Source organism: Bradyrhizobium cosmicum (assembly GCF_007290395.2).
Lineage (GTDB): Bacteria > Pseudomonadota > Alphaproteobacteria > Rhizobiales > Xanthobacteraceae > Bradyrhizobium > Bradyrhizobium cosmicum.
The window spans coordinates 4461117-4480794 of record NZ_CP041656.2; the positions used below are offsets into that span (position 1 = coordinate 4461117).

The 19678-nt window shown below is 64.2% G+C and carries 17 protein-coding genes; 9 read left to right on the forward strand and 8 right to left on the reverse strand.

Translation table 11 applies throughout. The features are described from left to right. Positions 1 to 31: 31 nt before the first annotated feature. The gene (locus FNV92_RS21560; RefSeq protein WP_015686793.1) at positions 32 to 1093 is read right to left on the reverse strand and encodes an ABC transporter ATP-binding protein; all 1062 of its coding nucleotides are present in this window, start codon (positions 1091 to 1093) and stop codon (positions 32 to 34) included. 202 nt (positions 1094 to 1295) lie between these two features. Between FNV92_RS21560 and gntR the strand changes: the two genes are divergently transcribed. From gntR to FNV92_RS21580, 4 genes are all read left to right on the forward strand, one after another. Further along, entirely contained in the window at positions 1296 to 2396 is a 1101-nt protein-coding gene (gene gntR / locus FNV92_RS21565) for an HTH-type transcriptional regulator GntR (protein ID WP_143844656.1), read from the forward strand. A gap of 122 nt (positions 2397 to 2518) precedes the next feature. After that, the gene (locus FNV92_RS21570) at positions 2519 to 4348 is read left to right on the forward strand and encodes an IlvD/Edd family dehydratase (RefSeq protein WP_143844655.1); all 1830 of its coding nucleotides are present in this window, start codon (positions 2519 to 2521) and stop codon (positions 4346 to 4348) included. Positions 4349 to 4512: 164 nt separating this feature from the next. Beyond that, positions 4513 to 5244, forward strand: a complete 732-nt coding sequence (locus FNV92_RS21575) for an SDR family oxidoreductase (protein WP_143844654.1) — start codon at positions 4513 to 4515, stop codon at positions 5242 to 5244. Between the two features lie 17 nt (positions 5245 to 5261). Continuing rightward, complete coding sequence (locus FNV92_RS21580) at positions 5262 to 6008, forward strand: SDR family NAD(P)-dependent oxidoreductase (RefSeq protein ID WP_143844653.1); 747 nt, start codon at positions 5262 to 5264, stop codon at positions 6006 to 6008. 24 nt (positions 6009 to 6032) lie between these two features. Here FNV92_RS21580 and FNV92_RS21585 read toward each other — a convergent pair whose 3' ends face one another. Beyond that, complete coding sequence (locus FNV92_RS21585) at positions 6033 to 6932, reverse strand: DMT family transporter (protein ID WP_143844652.1); 900 nt, start codon at positions 6930 to 6932, stop codon at positions 6033 to 6035. 89 nt (positions 6933 to 7021) lie between these two features. Here FNV92_RS21585 and FNV92_RS21590 point away from each other — a divergent pair, with 89 nt between their 5' ends. The 3 genes from FNV92_RS21590 (at position 7022) to FNV92_RS21600 (ending at position 9137) form a co-directional block, all read left to right on the forward strand. Next, positions 7022 to 7891 carry a LysR substrate-binding domain-containing protein gene (locus tag FNV92_RS21590; protein WP_143844651.1) on the forward strand — a complete coding sequence of 290 codons (870 nt, stop codon included), beginning with the start codon at positions 7022 to 7024 and terminating at the stop codon, positions 7889 to 7891. 74 nt (positions 7892 to 7965) lie between these two features. After that, complete coding sequence (locus FNV92_RS21595; RefSeq protein ID WP_143844650.1) at positions 7966 to 8646, forward strand: site-2 protease family protein; 681 nt, start codon at positions 7966 to 7968, stop codon at positions 8644 to 8646. A 65-nt stretch (positions 8647 to 8711) separates the two neighbouring features. Continuing rightward, the gene (locus FNV92_RS21600; RefSeq protein ID WP_143846245.1) at positions 8712 to 9137 is read left to right on the forward strand and encodes a hypothetical protein; all 426 of its coding nucleotides are present in this window, start codon (positions 8712 to 8714) and stop codon (positions 9135 to 9137) included. On the opposite strand, the gene FNV92_RS21605 is transcribed toward FNV92_RS21600, so the two are convergent. The 6 genes from FNV92_RS21605 to FNV92_RS21630 all read right to left on the reverse strand — a co-directional run bounded on the left by FNV92_RS21605 (position 9125) and on the right by FNV92_RS21630 (position 14942). Further along, entirely contained in the window at positions 9125 to 9919 is a 795-nt protein-coding gene (locus FNV92_RS21605) for a TonB family protein (RefSeq protein ID WP_143844649.1), read from the reverse strand. The genes FNV92_RS21600 and FNV92_RS21605 overlap by 13 nt on opposite strands. A 16-nt stretch (positions 9920 to 9935) precedes the next feature. Then, positions 9936 to 10403 carry a TonB system transport protein ExbD gene (gene exbD, locus FNV92_RS21610; RefSeq protein ID WP_143844648.1) on the reverse strand — a complete coding sequence of 156 codons (468 nt, stop codon included), beginning with the start codon at positions 10401 to 10403 and terminating at the stop codon, positions 9936 to 9938. A 3-nt stretch (positions 10404 to 10406) separates the two neighbouring features. After that, entirely contained in the window at positions 10407 to 11375 is a 969-nt protein-coding gene (gene exbB / locus FNV92_RS21615) for a tonB-system energizer ExbB (RefSeq protein WP_143844647.1), read from the reverse strand. Beyond that, a complete protein-coding gene (locus FNV92_RS21620; protein WP_015686806.1) occupies positions 11372 to 12061 on the reverse strand; it encodes a Fe2+-dependent dioxygenase in 690 nt (229 codons plus the stop codon). Before FNV92_RS21620 ends, exbB begins: the two co-directional genes overlap by 4 nt. Positions 12062 to 12063: 2 nt before the next feature. Beyond that, positions 12064 to 14475 carry a TonB-dependent receptor gene (locus FNV92_RS21625; protein ID WP_143846244.1) on the reverse strand — a complete coding sequence of 804 codons (2412 nt, stop codon included), beginning with the start codon at positions 14473 to 14475 and terminating at the stop codon, positions 12064 to 12066. 227 nt (positions 14476 to 14702) lie between these two features. Then, positions 14703 to 14942 (reverse strand): hypothetical protein, encoded by a 240-nt coding sequence (locus FNV92_RS21630; protein ID WP_015686808.1) that lies wholly within the window; start codon positions 14940 to 14942, stop codon positions 14703 to 14705. 377 nt (positions 14943 to 15319) lie between these two features. On the opposite strand from FNV92_RS21630, the gene FNV92_RS21635 reads away from it, so the two are divergent. Continuing rightward, positions 15320 to 16492, forward strand: coding sequence for an efflux RND transporter periplasmic adaptor subunit (locus FNV92_RS21635; protein ID WP_168213615.1), 1173 nt, complete (start codon positions 15320 to 15322; stop codon positions 16490 to 16492). After that, positions 16489 to 19635, forward strand: a complete 3147-nt coding sequence (locus tag FNV92_RS21640; protein WP_143844645.1) for a multidrug efflux RND transporter permease subunit — start codon at positions 16489 to 16491, stop codon at positions 19633 to 19635. The genes FNV92_RS21635 and FNV92_RS21640 overlap by 4 nt, the downstream gene beginning before the upstream one ends. Positions 19636 to 19678: the final 43 nt, after the last annotated feature.

Below are 19678 nucleotides of genomic sequence, written 5' to 3' on the forward strand. Positions count from 1 at the left end.
TTGGTAGTTCTTCGTCAGTCCTTCGACGTCGCTACAGGCGCTTGCCCGTCGCATCGTCGAACAAATGCACCAGCGACGGATCGGGCTTCAGCTTGATCTTGTCGCCCGGATTGAACTGGTGGCGCTCGCGGAAGACCGCGACGACCTGCTCGCCGCCGACCTTGGCGAACACCTGCGTCTCCGATCCGGTCGGCTCGACCACGATGATCTCGGCATCGGCGCCGTCGTCAGCGATGGTGAAATGCTCGGGCCGCACACCATAGACGGCCGGGCGACCGTCGGACGCTGCCGGCGCGTTCTTGAGCGGCAGCTTGACGCCGTTCGGCCCTTCGAAGGTCGCAACGCCATTCACGCGCACATGCCCCTTGAGGAAGTTCATGGCGGGCGAGCCGATGAAACCGGCGACGAACTGGTTTTCCGGCTTGTCGTAGAGCTCGAGCGGCGTGCCCATCTGCTCGACGATGCCGTCATGCATGACGACGATCTTGTCGGCCATGGTCATGGCCTCGATCTGGTCGTGGGTGACGTAGACTGTCGTGGTCTTCAGCCGCTGATGCAGCTCCTTGATCTCCGTGCGCATGGCGACGCGCAGCTTGGCGTCGAGGTTCGACAAGGGCTCGTCGAACAGGAAGACCTGGGGATCGCGCACGATGGCGCGGCCCATGGCGACGCGCTGGCGCTGGCCGCCGGAAAGCTGGCGCGGATAGCGCTCGAGCAGCGGCCCCAGCGCGAGAATCTCGGCGGCGCGCTTGACGCGCTTGTTGATCTCGTCGGAGCCCGCGTTCCGCAGCTTGAGCGAGAAGCCCATGTTCTCGGCCACGGTCATGTGCGGATAGAGCGCGTAGTTCTGGAACACCATCGCAATGTCCCGCTCCTTGGGCTGGACATTGTTGACGACGCGGTCGCCGATCGAGATCGTGCCGGAGGTGATGTTCTCGAGGCCTGCGAGCATGCGCAGAAGCGTCGACTTGCCGCAGCCGGAGGGACCAACCAGAACGACGAACTGGCCATCCTCGATCGGAATCGAGACGCCGTGCAGGACTTCAAAATTGCCGAACGATTTTCGCACGTCGCGGATTTGCACAGACGACATCTAGCTCCCTCCTCGAAAGTCCACGGCGCTCCGAGCGCCGCGACCGTCTTGTTTTTTCAGACTTCACCAACCGAAGCCCGATCTTGGCGAGCGACATTGTCGGCAGTTTGTGCGGTTTTGGCAATTTGTCTTTGGTTAGTCGCTGCTGGTAGCGCTGTCAACGTTCCTTTGTTTGCGGGAGTGACTGTGTTAAGAGCAGCAAATGGGTCGAAAACGCACCAAGTCAGGCAAAATCCGGCTGGCGGAAGTCGCCGAGCTTGCCGGCGTCAGCCCGATCACGGCGTCGCGCTTCTTCCGCAATCCGGAGGCGCTGTCGGTGGCCAAGCGGACGCGGGTCGAGAGCGCCGCCAGGGAGCTCGGCTACGTGCCGAACCTCGCGGCACGCGCGCTGGCCTCGCAACGCACCGAGGTAATCGGTGTCTTGATTCCGTCGCTGACCAACAACGTATTCTCCGACGTGCTGCGCGGCATCTATGACGCTTCCGAAGGCAGCCGGTACTCGATCCAATTGTCCAACACACGCTATAGTATTCTCCAGGAGGAGAAGCTTCTGCGCCTGTTTCTGGCGCAGAAGCCGGCCGGACTGATCGTTACCGGCATCGACCAGACCGCGGAATCGCGCGCGATGCTGGAGGCCGCCGACTGCCCGATCGTGCAGATCATGGAGGTCGGGCCCAATCCGGTCGACATGATGATCGGCTTTTCGCACTATGATGCAGCGCGCGCGGCGGTCGCGCACCTGTTCGCGCAAGGCCACCGCAAGATTGGCTTCGTCGGCGCGCGCATGGACCCGCGGGTGCAACGGCGGCTGGACGGATATGTCTCGGCCATGAAGGAAGCAGGCCTGTACGAACAGCGCCTCGTCGTCACCACGGCGACGCCGACCTCGGTGACGCTCGGCGGCACCCTCTTCGCCGATCTGCTCGGACGCGAGCCCGGCATCGATGCGGTGTTCTGCGCCAATGACGACCTCGCGCTCGGCGTTCTCTTCGAATGCCGGCGCCGGGAGATCGCGATCCCCGAACAGATCGCGATCGTCGGCTTCAACGACCTCGAGTTCATGGCCTCCGCGGTCCCCACCCTCACCAGCGTGCGCACCAACCGCTACGAGATGGGCAACACCGCCGCGACCATGCTGATCGAGGCGATCGACGGGCGGCGCCCGGAGCGTCCCGTGCTCGATCTCGGCTTCAAGGTGATCGAGCGGCAGAGCTCGGCATCGCGGCGTCCGGACAGCAAGCCAGCCGTATCCGGCGCAGTCGCCGCGAACAAAATGATAGCGTTACCAAGTGGCGGTGAGTAGTATCGACCTCGTGAGGAAATGACCCGCCAACGGGCCTTTGAACCATCGACCGCGCCGTTGGGCATCGCACCAGCCGAAGCTGAGCCCCCGACGCCAGTGCGTTTGCATTGCAGGAGAAACCAATGACAAAAAACCCAACCAATGGGCATGCGCCCGCCAGCAACGGCGCTCGCCGCCACCTCCGCTCCCAGGAATGGTTCAACAACCCGCATAATCCGGGCATGACCGCGCTCTATATGGAGCGTTATCTGAATTACGGCCTGACCCGCGCCGAGTTGCAGTCCGGCAAGCCGATCATCGGCATTGCCCAGACCGGCAACGACCTCTCCCCGTGCAACCGTCACCATATCGAGCTGGCGCACCGCGTCCGCGAAGGTATCCGCGAGGCCGGCGGCATTGCGATGGAATTCCCGACCCATCCGATCCAGGAGACCGGCAAGCGCCCGACCGCGGCGCTCGACCGCAACCTCGCCTATCTCGGCCTGGTCGAGATCCTCTACGGCTATCCGCTCGACGGCGTGGTGCTGACCACCGGCTGCGACAAGACCACGCCCGCCTGCATGATGGCGGCGGCGACCGTGAACCTGCCCGCGATCGTGCTGTCGGGCGGCCCGATGCTGAACGGCTGGCACGCGGGCGAGCGCACCGGCTCCGGCACCATCGTCTGGAAGTCGCGCGAGCGGCTCGCTGCCGGCGAGATCGACTACGAGGAGTTCATGGAGATCGTGGCGTCCTCGGCGCCCTCGGTCGGCCACTGCAACACCATGGGCACGGCGTCGACCATGAACGGCCTCGCCGAAGCGCTCGGCTTCTCGCTGCCGGGCTGCGCCGCGATCCCCGCGCCCTATCGCGAGCGCGGCCAGATCGCCTACGAGACGGGAAAACGCGCCGTCGAGATGGTGTGGGAAGACCTCAAGCCCTCGGACATCCTGACCCGCAAGGCGTTCGAGAACTGCATCGTCATCAACTCGGCGATCGGCGGCTCGACCAACGCACCGATCCACATCAACGCGCTGGCCCGCCACATCGGCGTCGAACTGTCGATCGACGACTGGCAGAAGGTCGGCCACGACGTGCCGCTGCTGGTCAACATGCAGCCGGCCGGCTTCTATCTCGGCGAGGAATTCCACCGCGCCGGCGGCGTGCCGGCCGTGGTGCGCGAGTTGATGAAGCACAAGCGCATCCATGAGGACGCTGTCACGGTGAATGGCCGTGGCATCGGCGAGAACTGCAAGGACGCGCCGAAGCCCGACAACGACGTGATCTGGGCCTATGACAAGCCGCTGGTGAAGGACGCCGGCTTCCTGGTGCTGAAGGGCAATCTGTTCGATTCAGCGATCATGAAGACCAGCGTGATCTCCAAGGAATTCCGCGACCGCTATCTCAGCAACCCGAAGGACCTGAATGCCTTCGAGGGCCGTGCCATCGTGTTCGAGGGACCGGAGGACTACCACGCGCGGATCGACGATCCTTCGCTCGACATCGACGAGCATTGCATGCTGTTCGTCCGCGGCACCGGACCGATCGGCTATCCCGGCGGCGCCGAGGTCGTGAACATGCAGCCGCCGGCGGCGCTGATCAAACGCGGCATTCTCGCGCTGCCCTGCATCGGCGACGGCCGCCAGTCCGGCACCTCGGGCTCGCCCTCGATCCTGAACGCCTCACCGGAAGCCGCCGCCAATGGCGGACTTGCGATCCTCAAGACCGGCGACAAGGTGCGCATCGACCTCAACAAGGGCAGCGCCAACATCCTGATCTCGGACGAGGAGCTGAAGAAGCGCCACGCCGAACTCATGGCCAATGGCGGCTTCAAGCATCCGGCGAACCAGACGCCGTGGCAGGAGATCTATCGCAACACCGTCGGCCAGCAATCGACCGGCGCCTGCATGGAGCTCGCCACGCACTACCAGAACGTCGCCGGCACGTTCGGCGTGGCGCGGGATAATCACTGACAACCACACCGTCATTGCGAGCGCAGCGAAGCAATCCAGAGATATCTCCGCGGAGACAGTCTGGATTGCTTCGTCGCACCAGCGCAAAATTGCCTTGCAATTTTGTCGCGGGCTCATCGCAATGACGAGCCGATAGACACATTCAAGCCAAGGAGAAAAATAAAATGGCAGACCGCCTCAAGGGAAAACGCGCCGTCGTCACGGCAGCGGCAGCAGGCATCGGTCGCGCATGCGCCATCGCATTCGCGCGTGAAGGCGCGACCGTGATCGCCACCGACATCAACGAAGCCGGCATCGCGGGCCTGACCAAGGACGGCATCGCCGAGGTCGCCAAGCTCGACGTCCGCAACACCGCCGACGTCAACGCCTTTGCCGAGCGCGTCGGCAAGGTCGACATCCTGCTGAACGCGGCCGGCTTCGTGCATCATGGCACGATCCTGGAGTGCTCGGAGGAGGATTTCGACTTCTCGTTCGACCTCAACGTCAAATCGATGCACCGGACCATCAGGGCGTTCCTGCCCGACATGCTGGCGGGCGGCGGCGGCAGCATCGTCAACATCTCGTCCTGCGCCGCGCTGCGGCCGCCGGCGAATCGTTACGTCTACAGCGCGTCGAAGGCCGCGGTGTCGCTGCTGACCCGCGCGGTCGCGCTCGACTTCATCACCAAGGGCATCCGCTGCAACAGCATCTGCCCCGGCACCGTCGAGACCCCCTCGATGCTCGACCGCGCCGCAGCGCAGGGCCCGCAGGGCAAGGAGATGTTCATCTCCCGCCAGAAGATGGGCCGGCTCGGCACCGCCGACGAGATCGCGTCCATGGCGGTCTATCTCGGCAGCGACGAAAGCGCCTTCACCACCGGCGTCGACCTCGTCGTCGACGGCGGCTACATGCTCTGACGCCAGAGGCTGCCAGCATGAACAAGATCGATCTCAACGGCCGAGCCGCAATCGTCACCGGCGGCGCACAGGGCTTTGGCCGTGCCATCACCGAGCGCTTTGTCGCCTCCGGCGCCAGGGTCGCGATCTGGGACTTTGACGAAGGCTTGGCCGAGAAGACTGCAAAGGAGATTGGCGGCGAGACCAAGGTCTTCAAGGTCGACGTCACCGACACTGCTGCCGTCGAGCAGGCCCGCGATGCCACGCTCAAAGCCTTCGGCAAGATCGACATCCTCGTCAACAATGCCGGCATCGCCGGCGTCAACAAGCCGGTCTGGGAGACCGATCTGGAGGAATGGCGCAAGGTGCTGCGCATCAACCTCGACGGTCCCTTCATCGTCTGCAAGGCGATAGTGCCCGCGATGATCGCGCAGAAATACGGGCGGATCGTCAACATTGCCTCGATCGCCGGGAAGGAAGGCAATCCCAACGCCGCGCACTACTCGGCCTCCAAGGCCGGCCTGATCGCGCTGACGAAGTCGCTCGGCAAGGAGCTCGCGGCCCACGACATTCTCGTCAACGCCGTGACGCCGGCGGCGGCGAAGACCGCGATCTTCGACCAGATGACGCAGCAGCATATCGACTTCATGCTGTCGAAGATCCCGAAGGGCCGCTTCGTGCTGGTGGAAGAGCTCGCGGCCATGGTGAGCTGGCTCGCGTCCGAGGACTGCGCGTTCTCGACCGGCGCCGTGTTCGACATCTCGGGCGGACGCGCAACTTACTGAGATCACGACCATCCCGGCGTGAGGTCAGACCTGGCTTGACGCCGCCTGCGCACGCCGGCCCGTCGTCGTCACGATCCAGATCCCGGCGAACACGGCGACGATGCCGGCCGCCAGATTCCAGCGCAACGGCTCGTGCAGCAGCCAGGTCCCGACCAGCGAGGCCGTGATCGGGTTGACCGTCACCGAGATCGCGACGCGCGTCGGCGTCGTCCGCTCCAGCGCGAAGGCCCAGAGATAGAAGGTCACCGCCGCGCCGAACGCGCCGAGATAGAGAGCCGCCAGCCATTGCGGTAGGCCGAAGCCGAAAACCGGCGCAAAGCTGCCGCGAACATATGAGAGCAGGATGAGGCAAACCGCACCTGCCGCCATGCCCATCGTCGTAAAGGCAATCGGGCTGGAGCGCCCGATCAACGGTTTTGACCAGATTCCGTACAGCGCCATGCACAGCGCCGCCGCCATCATCAAGAGATCGCCGCGCCAAGCGCCAGCTGGTGCCGAGGCCAGGTCGGAGAGCAGCGCAACGGCAACGCCCAACGTTGCGATCACAACGCCGATCGATTTGCGCCAGGTCAGGGCTTCGGCGCCGAGGGCGGCCCCGATCACCAGCGACAACAGCGGAAGCGTCGACAGCGCGAGAGCGCCGCGCGCGGCGGTCGTGAAGATCAGCGACGCATTGAACAGGATCGGGAACAGCGCGAAGAACAGGATGCCGAGCCCGATCGCAGCGGGCCAATCCCCTCGCCCCGGCCAGCGGTCGCCGCGCAGCAGCGTCAGCGGAAACAGCAGCAGAAAGCCGATGCCGAACCGGAACGAGCCGATCGCCAGCGGATCGAGACTGCTGACGAGATAGCGCGTCGCGCCAATCGAGGTGCCACCGAGGCCGCTCGACAGCACGGCGGCCAGAACGCCGGAGATTTCCGCCACAAGTCCTCCTGTTGATGCTTTGAAAGCAGCATACGAGGCTCGCCCAAACAGGGAATGGAATTTCCTTCATGCTGGGATAAGTTTTCATCATGACCGCACCTGTTCTTGATCCCGATCTGCTGAGGGCCTTCCTTGCCGTCTCCGAGCATCACTCGTTCACGCGCGCGGCCGCGACGCTCAACCGGACCCAATCGGCGGTGAGCGTTCAGATCAGGCGTTTGGAGCAACGGCTCGGGACAGAACTGTTTCAGCGCACCAGGGCCGGCGTGGCACTGACCGCGGCGGGTGATGAGCTCCTCATCTATGCGAGGCGGCTGCTCGACCTCAATGCCGAGGCGGTCGATGCGCTCCGCGCGCGCAAGTACGAAACCGTCGTCCGTCTCGGCGTGATGGACGATTACGGCACGATCGTCATTCCGCCCTTGCTGGCGCGCTTTGCCCAAAACCATCCGGAGATCCAGGTCGAGATCGAGACCGGACTGACCGCGACCATGCCGGCGCGACTCGGCGATGCCTATGATCTCGTCATCGCCATGCACCCGAAGGGACGCGGTGGCGGCGAGTTGCTACGGAGCGAGCAAGCGGTCTGGGCCGCGGCCGAGTCGTATCCAGCCGGCATGCAGCACGACGTGTTGCCCGTCGCGCTCTACCCGCCGGGTTGCCTGTTCCGTCAATGGGCCGCGGACGCCCTCGATGCCGCCGGCCGGCCCTGGCGGCTGGCCTTTGTCAGCCGGACGCTCGCAGCGGTGGAGGCGATCGCGGCGCAGGGCCTCGCGATCACGGTCGTGAAAGCCGGCACCCTGCCCTCTCGCCTGCGCGTCCTGTCGTTACGCGACGGCCTGCCGCCGCTGCCGTCGGCGGACATCCGCCTCCACCGCGCGCGCGATCTGTCGCGCCCGGCGGCGCTGCTGGCGGATCATCTGCAGCGTGGCATTTCGGCACCGGGCACCCTATGTTGAGCTGAAGCGTTGCTGCACCGCCGGTTCGGCCGGGTCGTCTGCAAGGCCGCAGGCACAACCGGGACAGACGAGCCGTGAACATCAATTTCTATGACCTCTCGGTGTGGGTGCTGCCGCTTTTGCTCGCCATCACCTTCCATGAGGCTGCGCACGCCTTTGTCGCGCATCGGCTCGGCGACAACACGGCCTGGCAGCTCGGCCGCGACAGCTTCAACCCGCTCCGCCACGTCGATCCGTTCGGCACGCTGATCCTGCCGGCGATGCTGCTGTTTGCGCATTCGCCGTTCCTGTTCGGCTATGCCAAGCCGGTGCCGGTGAACTATCGCAACCTCAACAACCCCAGGCTCGACATGGTCTGGGTGGCGCTGGCTGGGCCCGCCACCAACATTCTGCTGGCGCTCGCGGCGGGCCTCGCCGTTCACGCCCTGTCCTGGATACCCGCCGGTTCGGCGCAATGGATCGCCGACAACCTCAAGAACGCGATCCTGATCAACGCGGTCTTGGCGGTCTTCAACATGATGCCGATCCCGCCGCTCGACGGCGGGCGAGTCGCGGTCGGGCTGTTGCCCCGCCCGCTCGCCCTGCCGCTGGCCCGGCTCGAGCCGTTCGGGATGATGATCCTGATCGCGCTGCTGATCCTGCTGCCTTTGGCCGGCTCGCAGTTCGGTCTAAATCTTGATGTTATTTCAGCAATACTGCGATCGTTGACCGGTTATGTGATTCAGGCTGTTCTCTTTCTGACCGGCAATGCGTAGTTGAACAGCGACACTCGAACACACAAGCCGAAGGGCCAGAGGCCGACTTGGTCAAAGCTGCCGATATGCTGATCGCGCGACGCGCCGACACCCGTGCCCGCGCCGATTTCGCCACCTGGAAGATGATGGCCAAGCTCAACGGGTCGTCCGCTCTGCCTCCGGAGGCTCAGGAGTTCCTCGCGAGCTACAAGAACCTGCTGGCGCAGATGAGCGAGGGCGAAGCCAACGAGGCCACCATTGGCGCGATCTACAAGGCCTACTATGCCGAGATGGGTGGTGCAGGAACTCCGCCCGACGTCCAGCCGCGCGCGGCTGAGCCTGCGGCGGACAATGTTACCGCCTTCCGACGGCCGGCACCCAAGCCGAAGAAGACGGGGGCCTCCTTCGTGTCGGCTACGTTCGGCGGAACCCAGAAGCGGCCGCTCCCGGTCGCCCTGATCTTCGCCTGCCTGGTCGTGGTCTACGTCTCGATCCGGCTCTACTGGCGTTGAGAAGAGGGCCGCGCTGCGGCCTCGGCCTTGGCACCCTTCTCGTTCTTCCTGAAAAGCACCGGCAAGACGAAGGTCAGCCCTTCGTCGGCGACCAGCGCCGGCGGGGTCGGGACGGGATCGGAGCGCCTGACCATTCCGATGGCGGCCTCGTCGAACGCCGCATCGCCCGATCCCTTCTCGATGGCAACCTCGACCACATGGCCGAGCCGGTCGAGCGTCAGCCGAACCGAGAGCTCGGCCGCCTTGAACAGGCCTTTGGGATAGCGCTTATGCCGGTCGAGATGCGCGACCAGGTCCTTTTCCCAGCCCTGGCGAATGCGTACCGAACGGTCGCTCTTCTTTTCCGCATCGGAGGTCGGCATCGCCGTCGCTTCGGCGGCGGGTGAAGCCACCGAGGCCGCGGTGGGGACAACCGATTCCTTGGTTTCCTCCTCGACCGGTTTCTTGGTCTCGTTCATCGTCACGGCCCGGTCGGCCTCCTTGACCTCCATCGGGACGTCCTTGGGAAGGCTGCTCTCCTTGAGCTCGGCCTTCTGCTGGGTCAGCTCGGGCGAGGCCACCGACTCGTTCGAGTCAGGCCCGGGCGGCAATTCGCTGGGTTCGCCATTGGGCGACATGGACTCGAGTCCAACCTCGATGCCCTGCGGGTCCGCGATGAAGTCCGGCTCTTCGTTGCGCAAATAGGCCAGCGCCAGCGCGGCGCCGCCCAGATGCAGCGCGAGCGCTCCCACGGCGGCGAACAGCCACAGCTTGCGAGACGGTTTCAGTTCGTAATCGGACATCGGCGTCGGGCCTTCGTCACGGCTTCGGTGCGTCCGTCGGCGCGCCCTGCGGCGCTGCCCCCGGAACACCTTCCAGCGTCACCAGCTTGACCTTGGAATAGCCTCCCTTGTTCAGGAACTCCAGCACGGCCATCAGCTCGCCATATGGCACGGCACGATCGGCGCGCAGGAAGATATACTTGTCCCTGCTCATGTCCGGCGTGTTGTCGAGCGCACTGACGAGATCGACGCGCTTGACGAAAGTCTCCCCGATCGCGACCGAAAGATCCGGCTTGATGCTGACATAGGTCGGCTTGTCGGGCTTCTTCTGCGGCGTCGATGTCGACGTCGGCAGATCGATCGGCAGGTCGACCGTGGACAACGGAGCTGCGACCATGAAGATGATCAGCAGCACCAGCATGACGTCAATGAAAGGCGTGACGTTGATGTCATGCGTTTCGTTGAAATCGTCGTCGTCATCGTTGTCCGTGATCGAAACGGCCATGGCTCACTCCGCCGCGCGCGAATGCACGCTGCCGTGACTGCGGTCGAGATCGCGCGACAGCAGGCGCGCAGCCGCACCCGAGGCGCGGCTGACGAGCTCGAGATAGCCCTTCGTCACGCGCGAGAAGTGGTTGTAGATGATGACGGCGGGGATCGCAGCGACGAGGCCGATCGCGGTGGCGAGCAACGCCTCGGCGATCCCCGGCGCGACCACGGCAAGGTTGGTGGTCTGCGACTTCGAGATGCCGATGAAGCTGTTCATGATGCCCCAGACCGTGCCGAACAGGCCGACGAAGGGCGACGTGGAGCCGATGGTCGCCAGCACGCCCATGCCGATCCGGATGCGACGACCCTCGGCGCGCACGATCTCGGAGAAGCTCGAAGCTACGCGCTCCTTGATGCCGGCGTCGCTGGAGATGCCCGCCGACATCCGCGCTTCGCGCAGCGCGGACGCGAGGAAGGACGGCAACACCCCCTGCTTGGCGCCGAGCGCCATCTGCGCCTCCGCCAGCGAGCGCGCTTCCGAAACTTTCTTCAATGCCGAACGAAGCTTGGCGGAGGCAACCGACAGCTCGATCGATTTGGCGATGAGGACGGCCCATGTCGTCAGCGACGCGAACGCGAGCCCGATCATCACCGCCTTCACGATGATGTCGGCCGACATGAACATCACCCAGGGCGACAATTCCTTCATGGCCGGGGCGGTCGACTTCACCGAACGGCCGCCCGGCTCACCCGGCACAGCGTCGGCCGGTGCGGAGGCAATCGGGGGAGTTACCGGCGTGGCGGCCGTCGGGGCAACCGCCGGTGCCGCGGTCGAAAGCACCGTCGCCGGACCGGCCGCTGCCGGAGCTGTCGATGACGGCGCTGCCGCGGGCGCGGTTTGTTGCTGGGCAAAAACAGGGAATGCGAGCCAGGCGGCCGCCAGCATCACGGCTGCGGCAAGGCTTGCTCGGAGGGACATGATCTTCATACTTCGGCCCAGTGGCGAATGAGGTTGTGATAGATACCCGTCAATTTGACCGTTTCGGGATCGTCGCGCCCGAGCCGTTCCACCAGCGCCTGAATCGCGGTGTCGAGGTCGAAGATCATGCTCCGGGCTTGATCGTCCCGTATCATGCTCTGGAGCCAGAAGAAAGACGCAACCCGCGCTCCCCTCGTCACCGGCGTCACGAGATGCAGGCTGGTCGAGGGATAGAGCACGCAGTCGCCCGCTGGCAACTTGACTTCGTGCGAACCGTAGGTGTCCTCGATCACAAGTTCGCCACCGTCGTATTCCTCCGGCTCGGCGAGGAACAGCGTGACAGAAAGGTCCGTGCGGATGCGAAGACCGGTCAGGCGGTCGCCACGGATCGCATTGTCGACATGCAGGCCGAAATGGTGGCCGCCGCTCGCGGCGTAGCGGTTGAACAACGGCGGGAAGATCTGGAGCGGTATCGCCGCCGCGATGAAGCGCGGATTGGACGTCAGCGCCGAGATGATGCGGTTGCCGAGCTTGCGCGCGACCTCGCCGTCCGGCGGCAACTGCTCGTTGCGTTTGACCATGGCCGACTGCGCCCCCGCAGTCGAGCGGCCGTCTTCCCAATCGCTGGCGTCCATGATGCGGCGGAAATCCGCCACATCATCTTTGCTCAGGACGCCAGGCAGGCACGTCAGCATGATCAGAACTTCGCTGTCGTGACGAGATAGAACGCCCGTCCCGGCGCGACCGCGACGAACGGTACGGCACTGCGATAGAGCGTATCGTAGTACAGCTTGTTGGTCAGGTTCTGCGCATAGAACTTCATGGTCCAGTTCGCGTCGATCTTCTTCTCGACGAACGCGTCGAAGCGCCAGTAGCTCGGCAGCTCGTTGCCGGTATTGGCCGCGAATGTGCCGCCATAGACTTTCGAGCGATACACCGCCTGCCCGCCGAGCTCCCAGCCGCCATCGAACTTGTACTTGGTGAGCATGCTGAACGACTGGTGGGCGATGTTGGCAAGCTGCAGGCCAAGGTTGGAGGCAACGCCACTCTGCGTAACCTTCGACTGCATCAGCACCAGGCCGCCGAAGATGCTCCAGCGATCCGTGATCTTGCCCTCGGCCTCGATGTCGATGCCCTGGATGCGGTAGGCCGCGCCAGAGGTGAGCAGACCGCTGACGGTCTCGCGGGCGTTGTCCTTCGTGGTCTGGAACAGCGCGGCACTGACCAGCAGGTGGCGGTCGGCCAGCTCCCACTTGGTGCCGAGTTCGGCCGCCTTGTTGCGCTCGGGCCCGAGCAGGATGGTCGAGTTGGCGGGAACGCCGCCGTAGTCGGTGCCGGTCGCGTCCAGCTCCGACCCGAACGGATTGGCCGAGGTCGCGTAGGCCGCATAGATGCTGCCGATCGACATCGGCTTGTAGACCAGGCCGACGTTGTAGTTCACCAGATCGGCGTTCTGCTTCAGATAGGCCGAGTTCGTCGATGCGCTCTGGCTGTAGCCGTCATAGCGAATGCCGCCGTTGACGATGATGGTGTCCTGCCAGTTCGCGGTGTCCATGACATAGACGCTGCTGGTGTTGACGCCATAACGCGTCGGGTTTCCAACCAGCGACGGCGTGTTGCTGAAGGGAATGTTGGTGTACTGCGGCGAATAGAGATTGACTCCCGTGACGGCGCCGTTGCTGGTCGAGCCGCCGCCGAACAGTTCCGACGACAGGCCGGTGTAACGGTCGATTGAGATGTTCTCGTTCGAATATTCGACGCCGAACACCGCCGTGTGCTTCACGCCGCCCGTGTCGAGCTTGAACGTGGCCTCGTTCTGGTTGGCCCACACGTCCACGTTCTGGTAGCGGCTCTGTGCGCTCGCCGTCGTGGTCCAGAGCAGCGGATTGGGGCTGGTCGTATTCGGGTTCTGCGGCAGCGTGCCGATATAGTTGAGCAGCGAGTGCTCGCCGCGCACCTTGCTGCTCAGCGTGATGGCCTCGTTGACCTTGTACTCGATCGTGCCGGTACCGAAATCCTGCCGCGCGGTCTGGAAGTCGCGATTGAGGAAACCGTACCAGTTGCCACGCGGAATGCCGGCCGAGGTCACCGGCACGTTGCCCTGCTTGTAGTAGGGCACGCCGAAATCCGGCAGGCCGCTGAGGTCGGTATGGACGTAGTTCGTCGTGATCTTCAGATCGGTGGTCGGGGTGTACTTGGTCGAGATGAACGAGCCCCAGCGATTGTCGGTCACGTAGTCGCGCCCGGCGACGTTGGCATCCTGGAACAGGCCGCCGGCGCGCACCGAGAAGGTCGGATCGATGACCTGATTGACGTCGAGCGTGACGCGCTTGGTCCTGTCGGTGCCGAACTCGGTATCCATCCGCTTGAAGTTGGTGTCGCCCGCCTGTTTGGTGACGATGTTGATGGCGCCGCCGGCGGTGCCGCGGCCGGCATAGGACGATGCCGGCCCGCGCAGAATCTCGATCTGCTCGGTGAAGAAGTTCTCGCGGATGGAAACGGCGGGATCGCGGATGCCGTCGATGAACACGTCGTTGCGCGCGTCGAAGCCGCGGATGAAGAAGCGGTCGCCGAACGCGTTGCCGCCCTCGCCCGATCCCAGCGTCACGCCGGCGGTCGAGCGTCCGATCTCCTTGAGCGTGGTGGCGTTCTTGTCCTGGAGCACCTCCTTGCTGAGCACGGTGATGGTCTTCGGCGTGTTCAGCATCGGCTCCGGAAACTTGCCGGAGGCCTGGACGTGGTCGACCTTGTAGGGCGCTGCCGGATCGGCATAGGGATTGCGATCCACGGCGCCGGCAGCGCCCGGTGTCACGGCGGCGGCCTGCTGCTGGGCCTGCTGGCGCTGTGCGGCTCGGCGCAGAGCATTGCGCGCACGGACCTGATCTGCGGTCGGCTTCGAGGCTGTCGGGCGCGGACGTTCGACGGGAGCATCGACCGTCACCGGCGGCAGGTTCGATTGCTGCGCCTGCGCGCCACTCGACACCGACGCCACCGCGATCAAGCTCGCGACTGCCGATACCGTCTTGCCGGAACCTGCCGACGACTTTTCATCCATCAACTCGAACGCTGCGAACGAACGCAGCGACTTCGGTGCGACCACCTGCCCCATTTCAACACGCCCCATATTCCTGTTCGTTCATTCACTTCGACGAACGATGAAGCTGTTGGTATCGGCGGCAAAATAGCGGGTCAATGCGAGCAAGCCGCGAGAACCCTTGAATAAGTCCAGATCAAAACGATTCTAAACTGTAGTTTGAAACGGTTCTAAACCGAGATTGGACTCGTTCTAAATCGAACGGGAAAAACGCAGCGAAAATCAGCGTCGTGCGCGCGACGTCAATCGCTGCTCGGCGGCTTCATCAGCGAGAACAACTCGTCGATGGTTTTCTGCGCGACCGCGCGAACGCGGTCGCTGTTGTCCATGCCGGCGATGTTGACGCCGTTGACGACAGCTTTGATCTCGTCGCGAAAGTCGGTGAGGAAGCGCAAGGGATCACGCTGCTCGTTGGCGACGCGCGCGATCAGGCCCGTGATCAAAATCTGACTCGCGATCAGCTTGCCGTTCAGCTCGTCCATCCTGCGCTCCCGTTGTGGCGGGGCCGATATGACCGATGCAGATTTTCCTGACAACCGAAACGCAGCACTCCCGGTTTAGAACCGTTCTCACGCGCGCCGTCGCGCTCGTGATGAGAGGAGGCTGTGCCGACAACGCGAGGCGCCGCCACACCGCTTCCGAGCATTGCACGAGCTTTGCTCGCTGATGGTTCGTTCTGGGAAAATGCAGCACTGCACACCGGTGCGCCAGAGGGTTGCCTAAGCAGTGCAAAGCTTTCCAATTGTTTAGGATTTCCATTCGATAGTGCTGTTTACACTCGAACTTGGCGTGTATTATACAAGCGCGCTGGAACCCTATGATTGGCCCATAATTCATACCTTTGGGCATGCGAGCCGATATGAAGACATCACGGCCGATCCTCTGGATTCTGATCATCGCGGCCGTGGCCTCGGCGGGCTACTTTGGTTGGCAGAAATACGGCTCGCCCGAGAGCGGAAAAGCCCAGACCGCCCAAAAGGGACCGCCGCGCCCGTCCGCCGTCCCCGTCAGTGTTTCACCGGTCCAGAAGGTCGACTTCCCGGTCTATCTGACCGGCCTCGGCACGGTTGCTGGCTTCAACACCGTACAAGTCCGGAGTCGCGTCGACGGGCAGATCGACAAGATCGCCTTCACCGAAGGCCAGATCGCCCGGGAAGGCGAGCTCTTGGCCTCGATCGATCCCCGCCCCTACAAGGCCGCGCTCGACCAGGCCAAGGCCAAGAAGGCTCAGGACGAGGCTAATCTCGCCAACGCCAATCTCGAGCTGCAGCGCGCCACGAAGCTCGGAGAGTTCGCGACCGCGCAGCGGGTCGATACCCAGCGCTCGACCGTCGCCCAGCTCACCGCGCAGATCGCCGCCGACGAAGCCGCCATCTCCAACGCCCAGACCCAGCTCGACTACACCCAGATCAAGGCGCCGATCACCGGCGTCGCCGGTCTGCGTCTGGTCGACGTCGGCAACATCGTCAACGCATCGACACAGACCGGCATCGTCACGATCTCGCAGGTCGAGCCGATCTCGGTCATCTTCACCGCGCCGGAAGACCAGTTGCCCTACATCAGCGAGGGCCAGAAGGCTGGCGCGCTGAGGGTGATCGCGTTCACGACCGACGGGAAAAAGACGCTTGCAGAAGGCCAGCTTGCGGTCATCAACAACCAGGTCGACACCACCAGCGGGACTATCCGGCTCAAGGCGGTGTTCGACAACAAGGACCACACGCTGTGGCCGGGCCAGTCGGTTTCGACGCGCCTTCTGGTGCGCACCCTGAAGGACGCGACCGTGGTTCCGGACGACGCGGTTCAGCATTCGACCAACGGCCTCTATGCCTACACGGTCAATCAGGACAACAAGGCCGAACTGCACAAGATCAAGGTCAGCTACGCCATCGACGGTCGTTCGGTCGTCGATGAAGGGCTGACCCCGGGCCAGCAGGTGATCACCGGCGGCCAGTTCAAGGTGCAGCCCGGGAGCCTTGTCTCGACGGCCGTGGCGAGTTCGGATCCAAGCCAGAACAAGGTACGACAGGAATGAACGCGGGCGGGATTTCGGCACCTTTCATCCGTTATCCCATCGGCACCTCGCTGCTGATGGCCGGCATTCTCTTCGTCGGTCTCGTCGCCTACCCCCTGCTGCCGGTCGCGCCGCTGCCGCAGGTGGACTTCCCGACCATCCAGATCACCGCCAATCTGCCGGGCGGCAGCCCCGAGACGATGGCCTCGTCGGTGGCGCAGCCGCTGGAGCGGCAATTCGCCCAGATCCCCGGCATCGCCCAGATGACCTCGACGAGCTATCTGGGTACCGCCTCGATCACGATCCAGTTCGACCTCAACCGCAGCATCGACGGCGCCGCCAACGACGTGCAGGGCGCCATCAACGCCGCCAGCGGCCAGTTGCCGAAGAACCTGCCCTCGCCGCCGACCTACCGCAAGGTCAACCCGGCCGACGCCCCGATCCTGCTGCTGTCGGCGACATCAGAGACGCTGCCTCTGACCAGCGTCAGTGACGCGGTCGATGCCCAGCTCGCCCAGCAGATCAGCCAGCTCTCGGGCGTCGCGCAGGTTTTCATCGGCGGCCAGCAAAAACCCTCCATCCGAATCCAGATCGACCCGGCCAAGCTCGTCGCCAAGGGCTTGTCGATGGAGGACGTGCGCAGCCAGATCGCGATCACCACGGTCGACAGCCCCAAGGGCAATATCGACGGTCCCAAACGCGCCTACACCATCTACGCCAACGACCAGCTGACCCAGGCCAAGGACTGGAACGACGTCATCATCGCCTATCGCAACGGCGGTCCCTTGCGCATCCGCGACATCGGCCAGGCGGTCAGCGGAGCTGAAGACGCCAAGCAGGCAGCCTGGGCCAACGGCAAGCGCGGCGTGTTCCTGGTGATCTTCAAACAGCCAGGCGCCAACGTCATCGAGACCGTCGACCGGATCAAGGCGACGCTGCCCCGGCTCGTCGCCGCAATCCCGCCTGCGATCAAGATCGAGGTGATCAGTGACCGCACCACGACCATCCGGGCGGCGGTCGAGGACGTCCAGTTCACGCTGCTGCTGACCATCGCACTCGTGGTCATGGTCATCTTCATCTTCCTGCGCAGCTTCTGGGCGACGGTGATTCCCACCATCACGGTGCCGCTGGCCCTTTTGGGCGCGTGTGCCCTGATGTGGGTGGCCGGCTATTCGCTCGACAATCTGTCGCTGATGGCGCTCACCATCGCGGTCGGTTTCGTCGTCGACGACGCCATCGTGATGCTGGAAAACATCACGCGCTACATTGAGGAAGGCGAAACGCCGATGGCGGCCGCCTTCAGGGGCTCGAAGGAAATCGGCTTCACCATCGTGTCGATCAGCATCTCGCTGGTCGCGGTGCTGATCCCGCTGCTGCTGATGGGCGGCATCATCGGCCGGCTGTTCCGCGAATTCGCCGTCGTGCTGGCGATGACGATCTTCGTCTCGATGTTCGTGTCGCTGACCCTGACGCCGATGATGGCCTCGCGCTTCCTGCGCTCCCATGGCGAAGTGACCCACGGCAAGTTCTACCAGTGGAGCGAACGCGGCTTCGACGCGATGCTGCGCGGCTACGAATGGGGGCTGGACCATGCCCTCAGCTGGCGGCGGACGACGCTCGCGATCTTCTTCGCGACCCTGGCCCTGTCGGTCTATCTGTTCGTGCTGATCCCGAAGGGCTTCTTCCCCCAGCAGGACGTCGGCCTGATCACTGCGACCTCCGAGGCCTCACAGGACATCTCGTTCCAGGAAATGGTGAGACGCCAGGAGCAGCTCGGCAAGATCATCCTCGCCGATCCCGACGTTGCAAGCGTTGCCATGTCGATCGGCGGCAGCGGCCGCGCCGGCAACAACGGCAACCTTTTCATCACGCTCAAACCGCGAGACAAACGAGAGGCCTCGGCCCAGCAGATCATCGCTCGGCTGCGCCCGCAATTCGACAAGGTCGAGGGCGCCCGCCTCTACATGCAGGCCGCTCAAGACGTCAGGCTCGGCGGCCGGCCGACGCGGACGCAGTTCGAATTCACCTTGCAGGATGCCGATCTCAACGAGCTCAACGACTGGGCGCCAAAGATCCTCACCAAGATGCAGACGCTGCCTGAATTGCGCGACGTCGCGTCCGACCAGCAGACACAGGGCACCACGGTCCAGCTCAAGATCAACCGCGACACCGCGGCGCGCTACGGCATCCAGCCGCAGCTGATCGACGACACGCTGTACGACGCGTTCGGACAGCGTCAGGTCACGCAATATTTCACCCAGCTCAACACCTACAAGGTGATCCTCGAGATCCTGCCGGAATTGCAGGGCAGCCTCGAGAGCCTGAACAAACTCTATGTGAAATCGCCGCTGACCGGCGACCAGGTGCCGCTGTCGACCTTCGCGACCTGGAGCACCGATCCGGTCCGTCCGCTCTCGATCAGCCACCAGGGCCAGTTCCCCGCGATCACGATCAGCTTCAACCTCGCCCAGGGCGTTGCACTCGGCCAGGCCACCGAGGCCGTGCAGAAGGCGATGGCCGATCTCGGCGCGCCGCCGACGCTGAACTCGAGTTTCCAGGGCACCGCGCAGGCGTTCCAGCAGTCGCTCGGCACCGTGCCGCTGCTGATCCTCGCCGCGCTGGTGGTGGTCTATCTGATCCTCGGCATTCTCTACGAGAGCTACATCCACCCGATCACGATTCTGTCGACCCTGCCCTCGGCCGGCGTCGGCGCGCTCGCGATCCTGATGGCGGCCGGCTTCGAGTTCAGCCTCATTGCCCTGATCGGAGTCATCTTGCTGATCGGCATCGTGAAGAAGAACGGCATCATGATGGTCGACTTCGCCATCGCCGCCGAACGCGACGAGCACAAGACGCCGGAGGAATCAATCCGTCAGGCCGCGCTGCTGCGCTTCCGCCCCATCATGATGACGACGATGGCAGCGCTGCTCGGCGGCGTGCCGCTGATGCTCGGCCACGGCACCGGCGCCGAGATCCGCCAGCCGCTGGGTTACGCCATGGTCGGCGGCCTGATCGTCAGCCAGGCGCTGACGCTGTTCACGACGCCAGTCGTCTATCTCTATCTCGACAAGCTCAACAACTGGTTCTCGGGCTGGGGCCGTTCGGGTGACAGCGAAGGCCACGAAACGCCCGGGCACGGCACCGTCAAGGAAGCAGCCGAGTAGGCTTGCACCGCTGCGCCCGCGACGCTACAGCGAGGCCTCCGGT

Excerpts from the sequence above, each read along its gene's own strand:
- exbD (WP_143844648.1), bottom strand. The coding sequence starts at position 10,403 with ATGGCCGTTTCGATCACGGACAACGATGACGACGACGATTTCAACGAA.
- FNV92_RS21590 (WP_143844651.1), top strand. The coding sequence starts at position 7,022 with ATGACCGCACCTGTTCTTGATCCCGATCTGCTGAGGGCCTTCCTTGCC.
- gntR (WP_143844656.1), top strand. The coding sequence starts at position 1,296 with ATGGGTCGAAAACGCACCAAGTCAGGCAAAATCCGGCTGGCGGAAGTC.
- FNV92_RS21575 (WP_143844654.1), top strand. The coding sequence starts at position 4,513 with ATGGCAGACCGCCTCAAGGGAAAACGCGCCGTCGTCACGGCAGCGGCA.
- FNV92_RS21620 (WP_015686806.1), bottom strand. The coding sequence starts at position 12,061 with ATGCTGACGTGCCTGCCTGGCGTCCTGAGCAAAGATGATGTGGCGGAT.
- FNV92_RS21605 (WP_143844649.1), bottom strand. The coding sequence starts at position 9,919 with ATGTCCGATTACGAACTGAAACCGTCTCGCAAGCTGTGGCTGTTCGCC.
- FNV92_RS21580 (WP_143844653.1), top strand. The coding sequence starts at position 5,262 with ATGAACAAGATCGATCTCAACGGCCGAGCCGCAATCGTCACCGGCGGC.
- exbB (WP_143844647.1), bottom strand. The coding sequence starts at position 11,375 with ATGAAGATCATGTCCCTCCGAGCAAGCCTTGCCGCAGCCGTGATGCTG.
- FNV92_RS21600 (WP_143846245.1), top strand. The coding sequence starts at position 8,712 with ATGCTGATCGCGCGACGCGCCGACACCCGTGCCCGCGCCGATTTCGCC.
- FNV92_RS21560 (WP_015686793.1), bottom strand. The coding sequence starts at position 1,093 with ATGTCGTCTGTGCAAATCCGCGACGTGCGAAAATCGTTCGGCAATTTT.
- FNV92_RS21570 (WP_143844655.1), top strand. The coding sequence starts at position 2,519 with ATGACAAAAAACCCAACCAATGGGCATGCGCCCGCCAGCAACGGCGCT.
- FNV92_RS21625 (WP_143846244.1), bottom strand. The coding sequence starts at position 14,475 with ATGGGGCAGGTGGTCGCACCGAAGTCGCTGCGTTCGTTCGCAGCGTTC.
- FNV92_RS21640 (WP_143844645.1), top strand. The coding sequence starts at position 16,489 with ATGAACGCGGGCGGGATTTCGGCACCTTTCATCCGTTATCCCATCGGC.
- FNV92_RS21630 (WP_015686808.1), bottom strand. The coding sequence starts at position 14,942 with ATGGACGAGCTGAACGGCAAGCTGATCGCGAGTCAGATTTTGATCACG.
- FNV92_RS21635 (WP_168213615.1), top strand. The coding sequence starts at position 15,320 with ATGAAGACATCACGGCCGATCCTCTGGATTCTGATCATCGCGGCCGTG.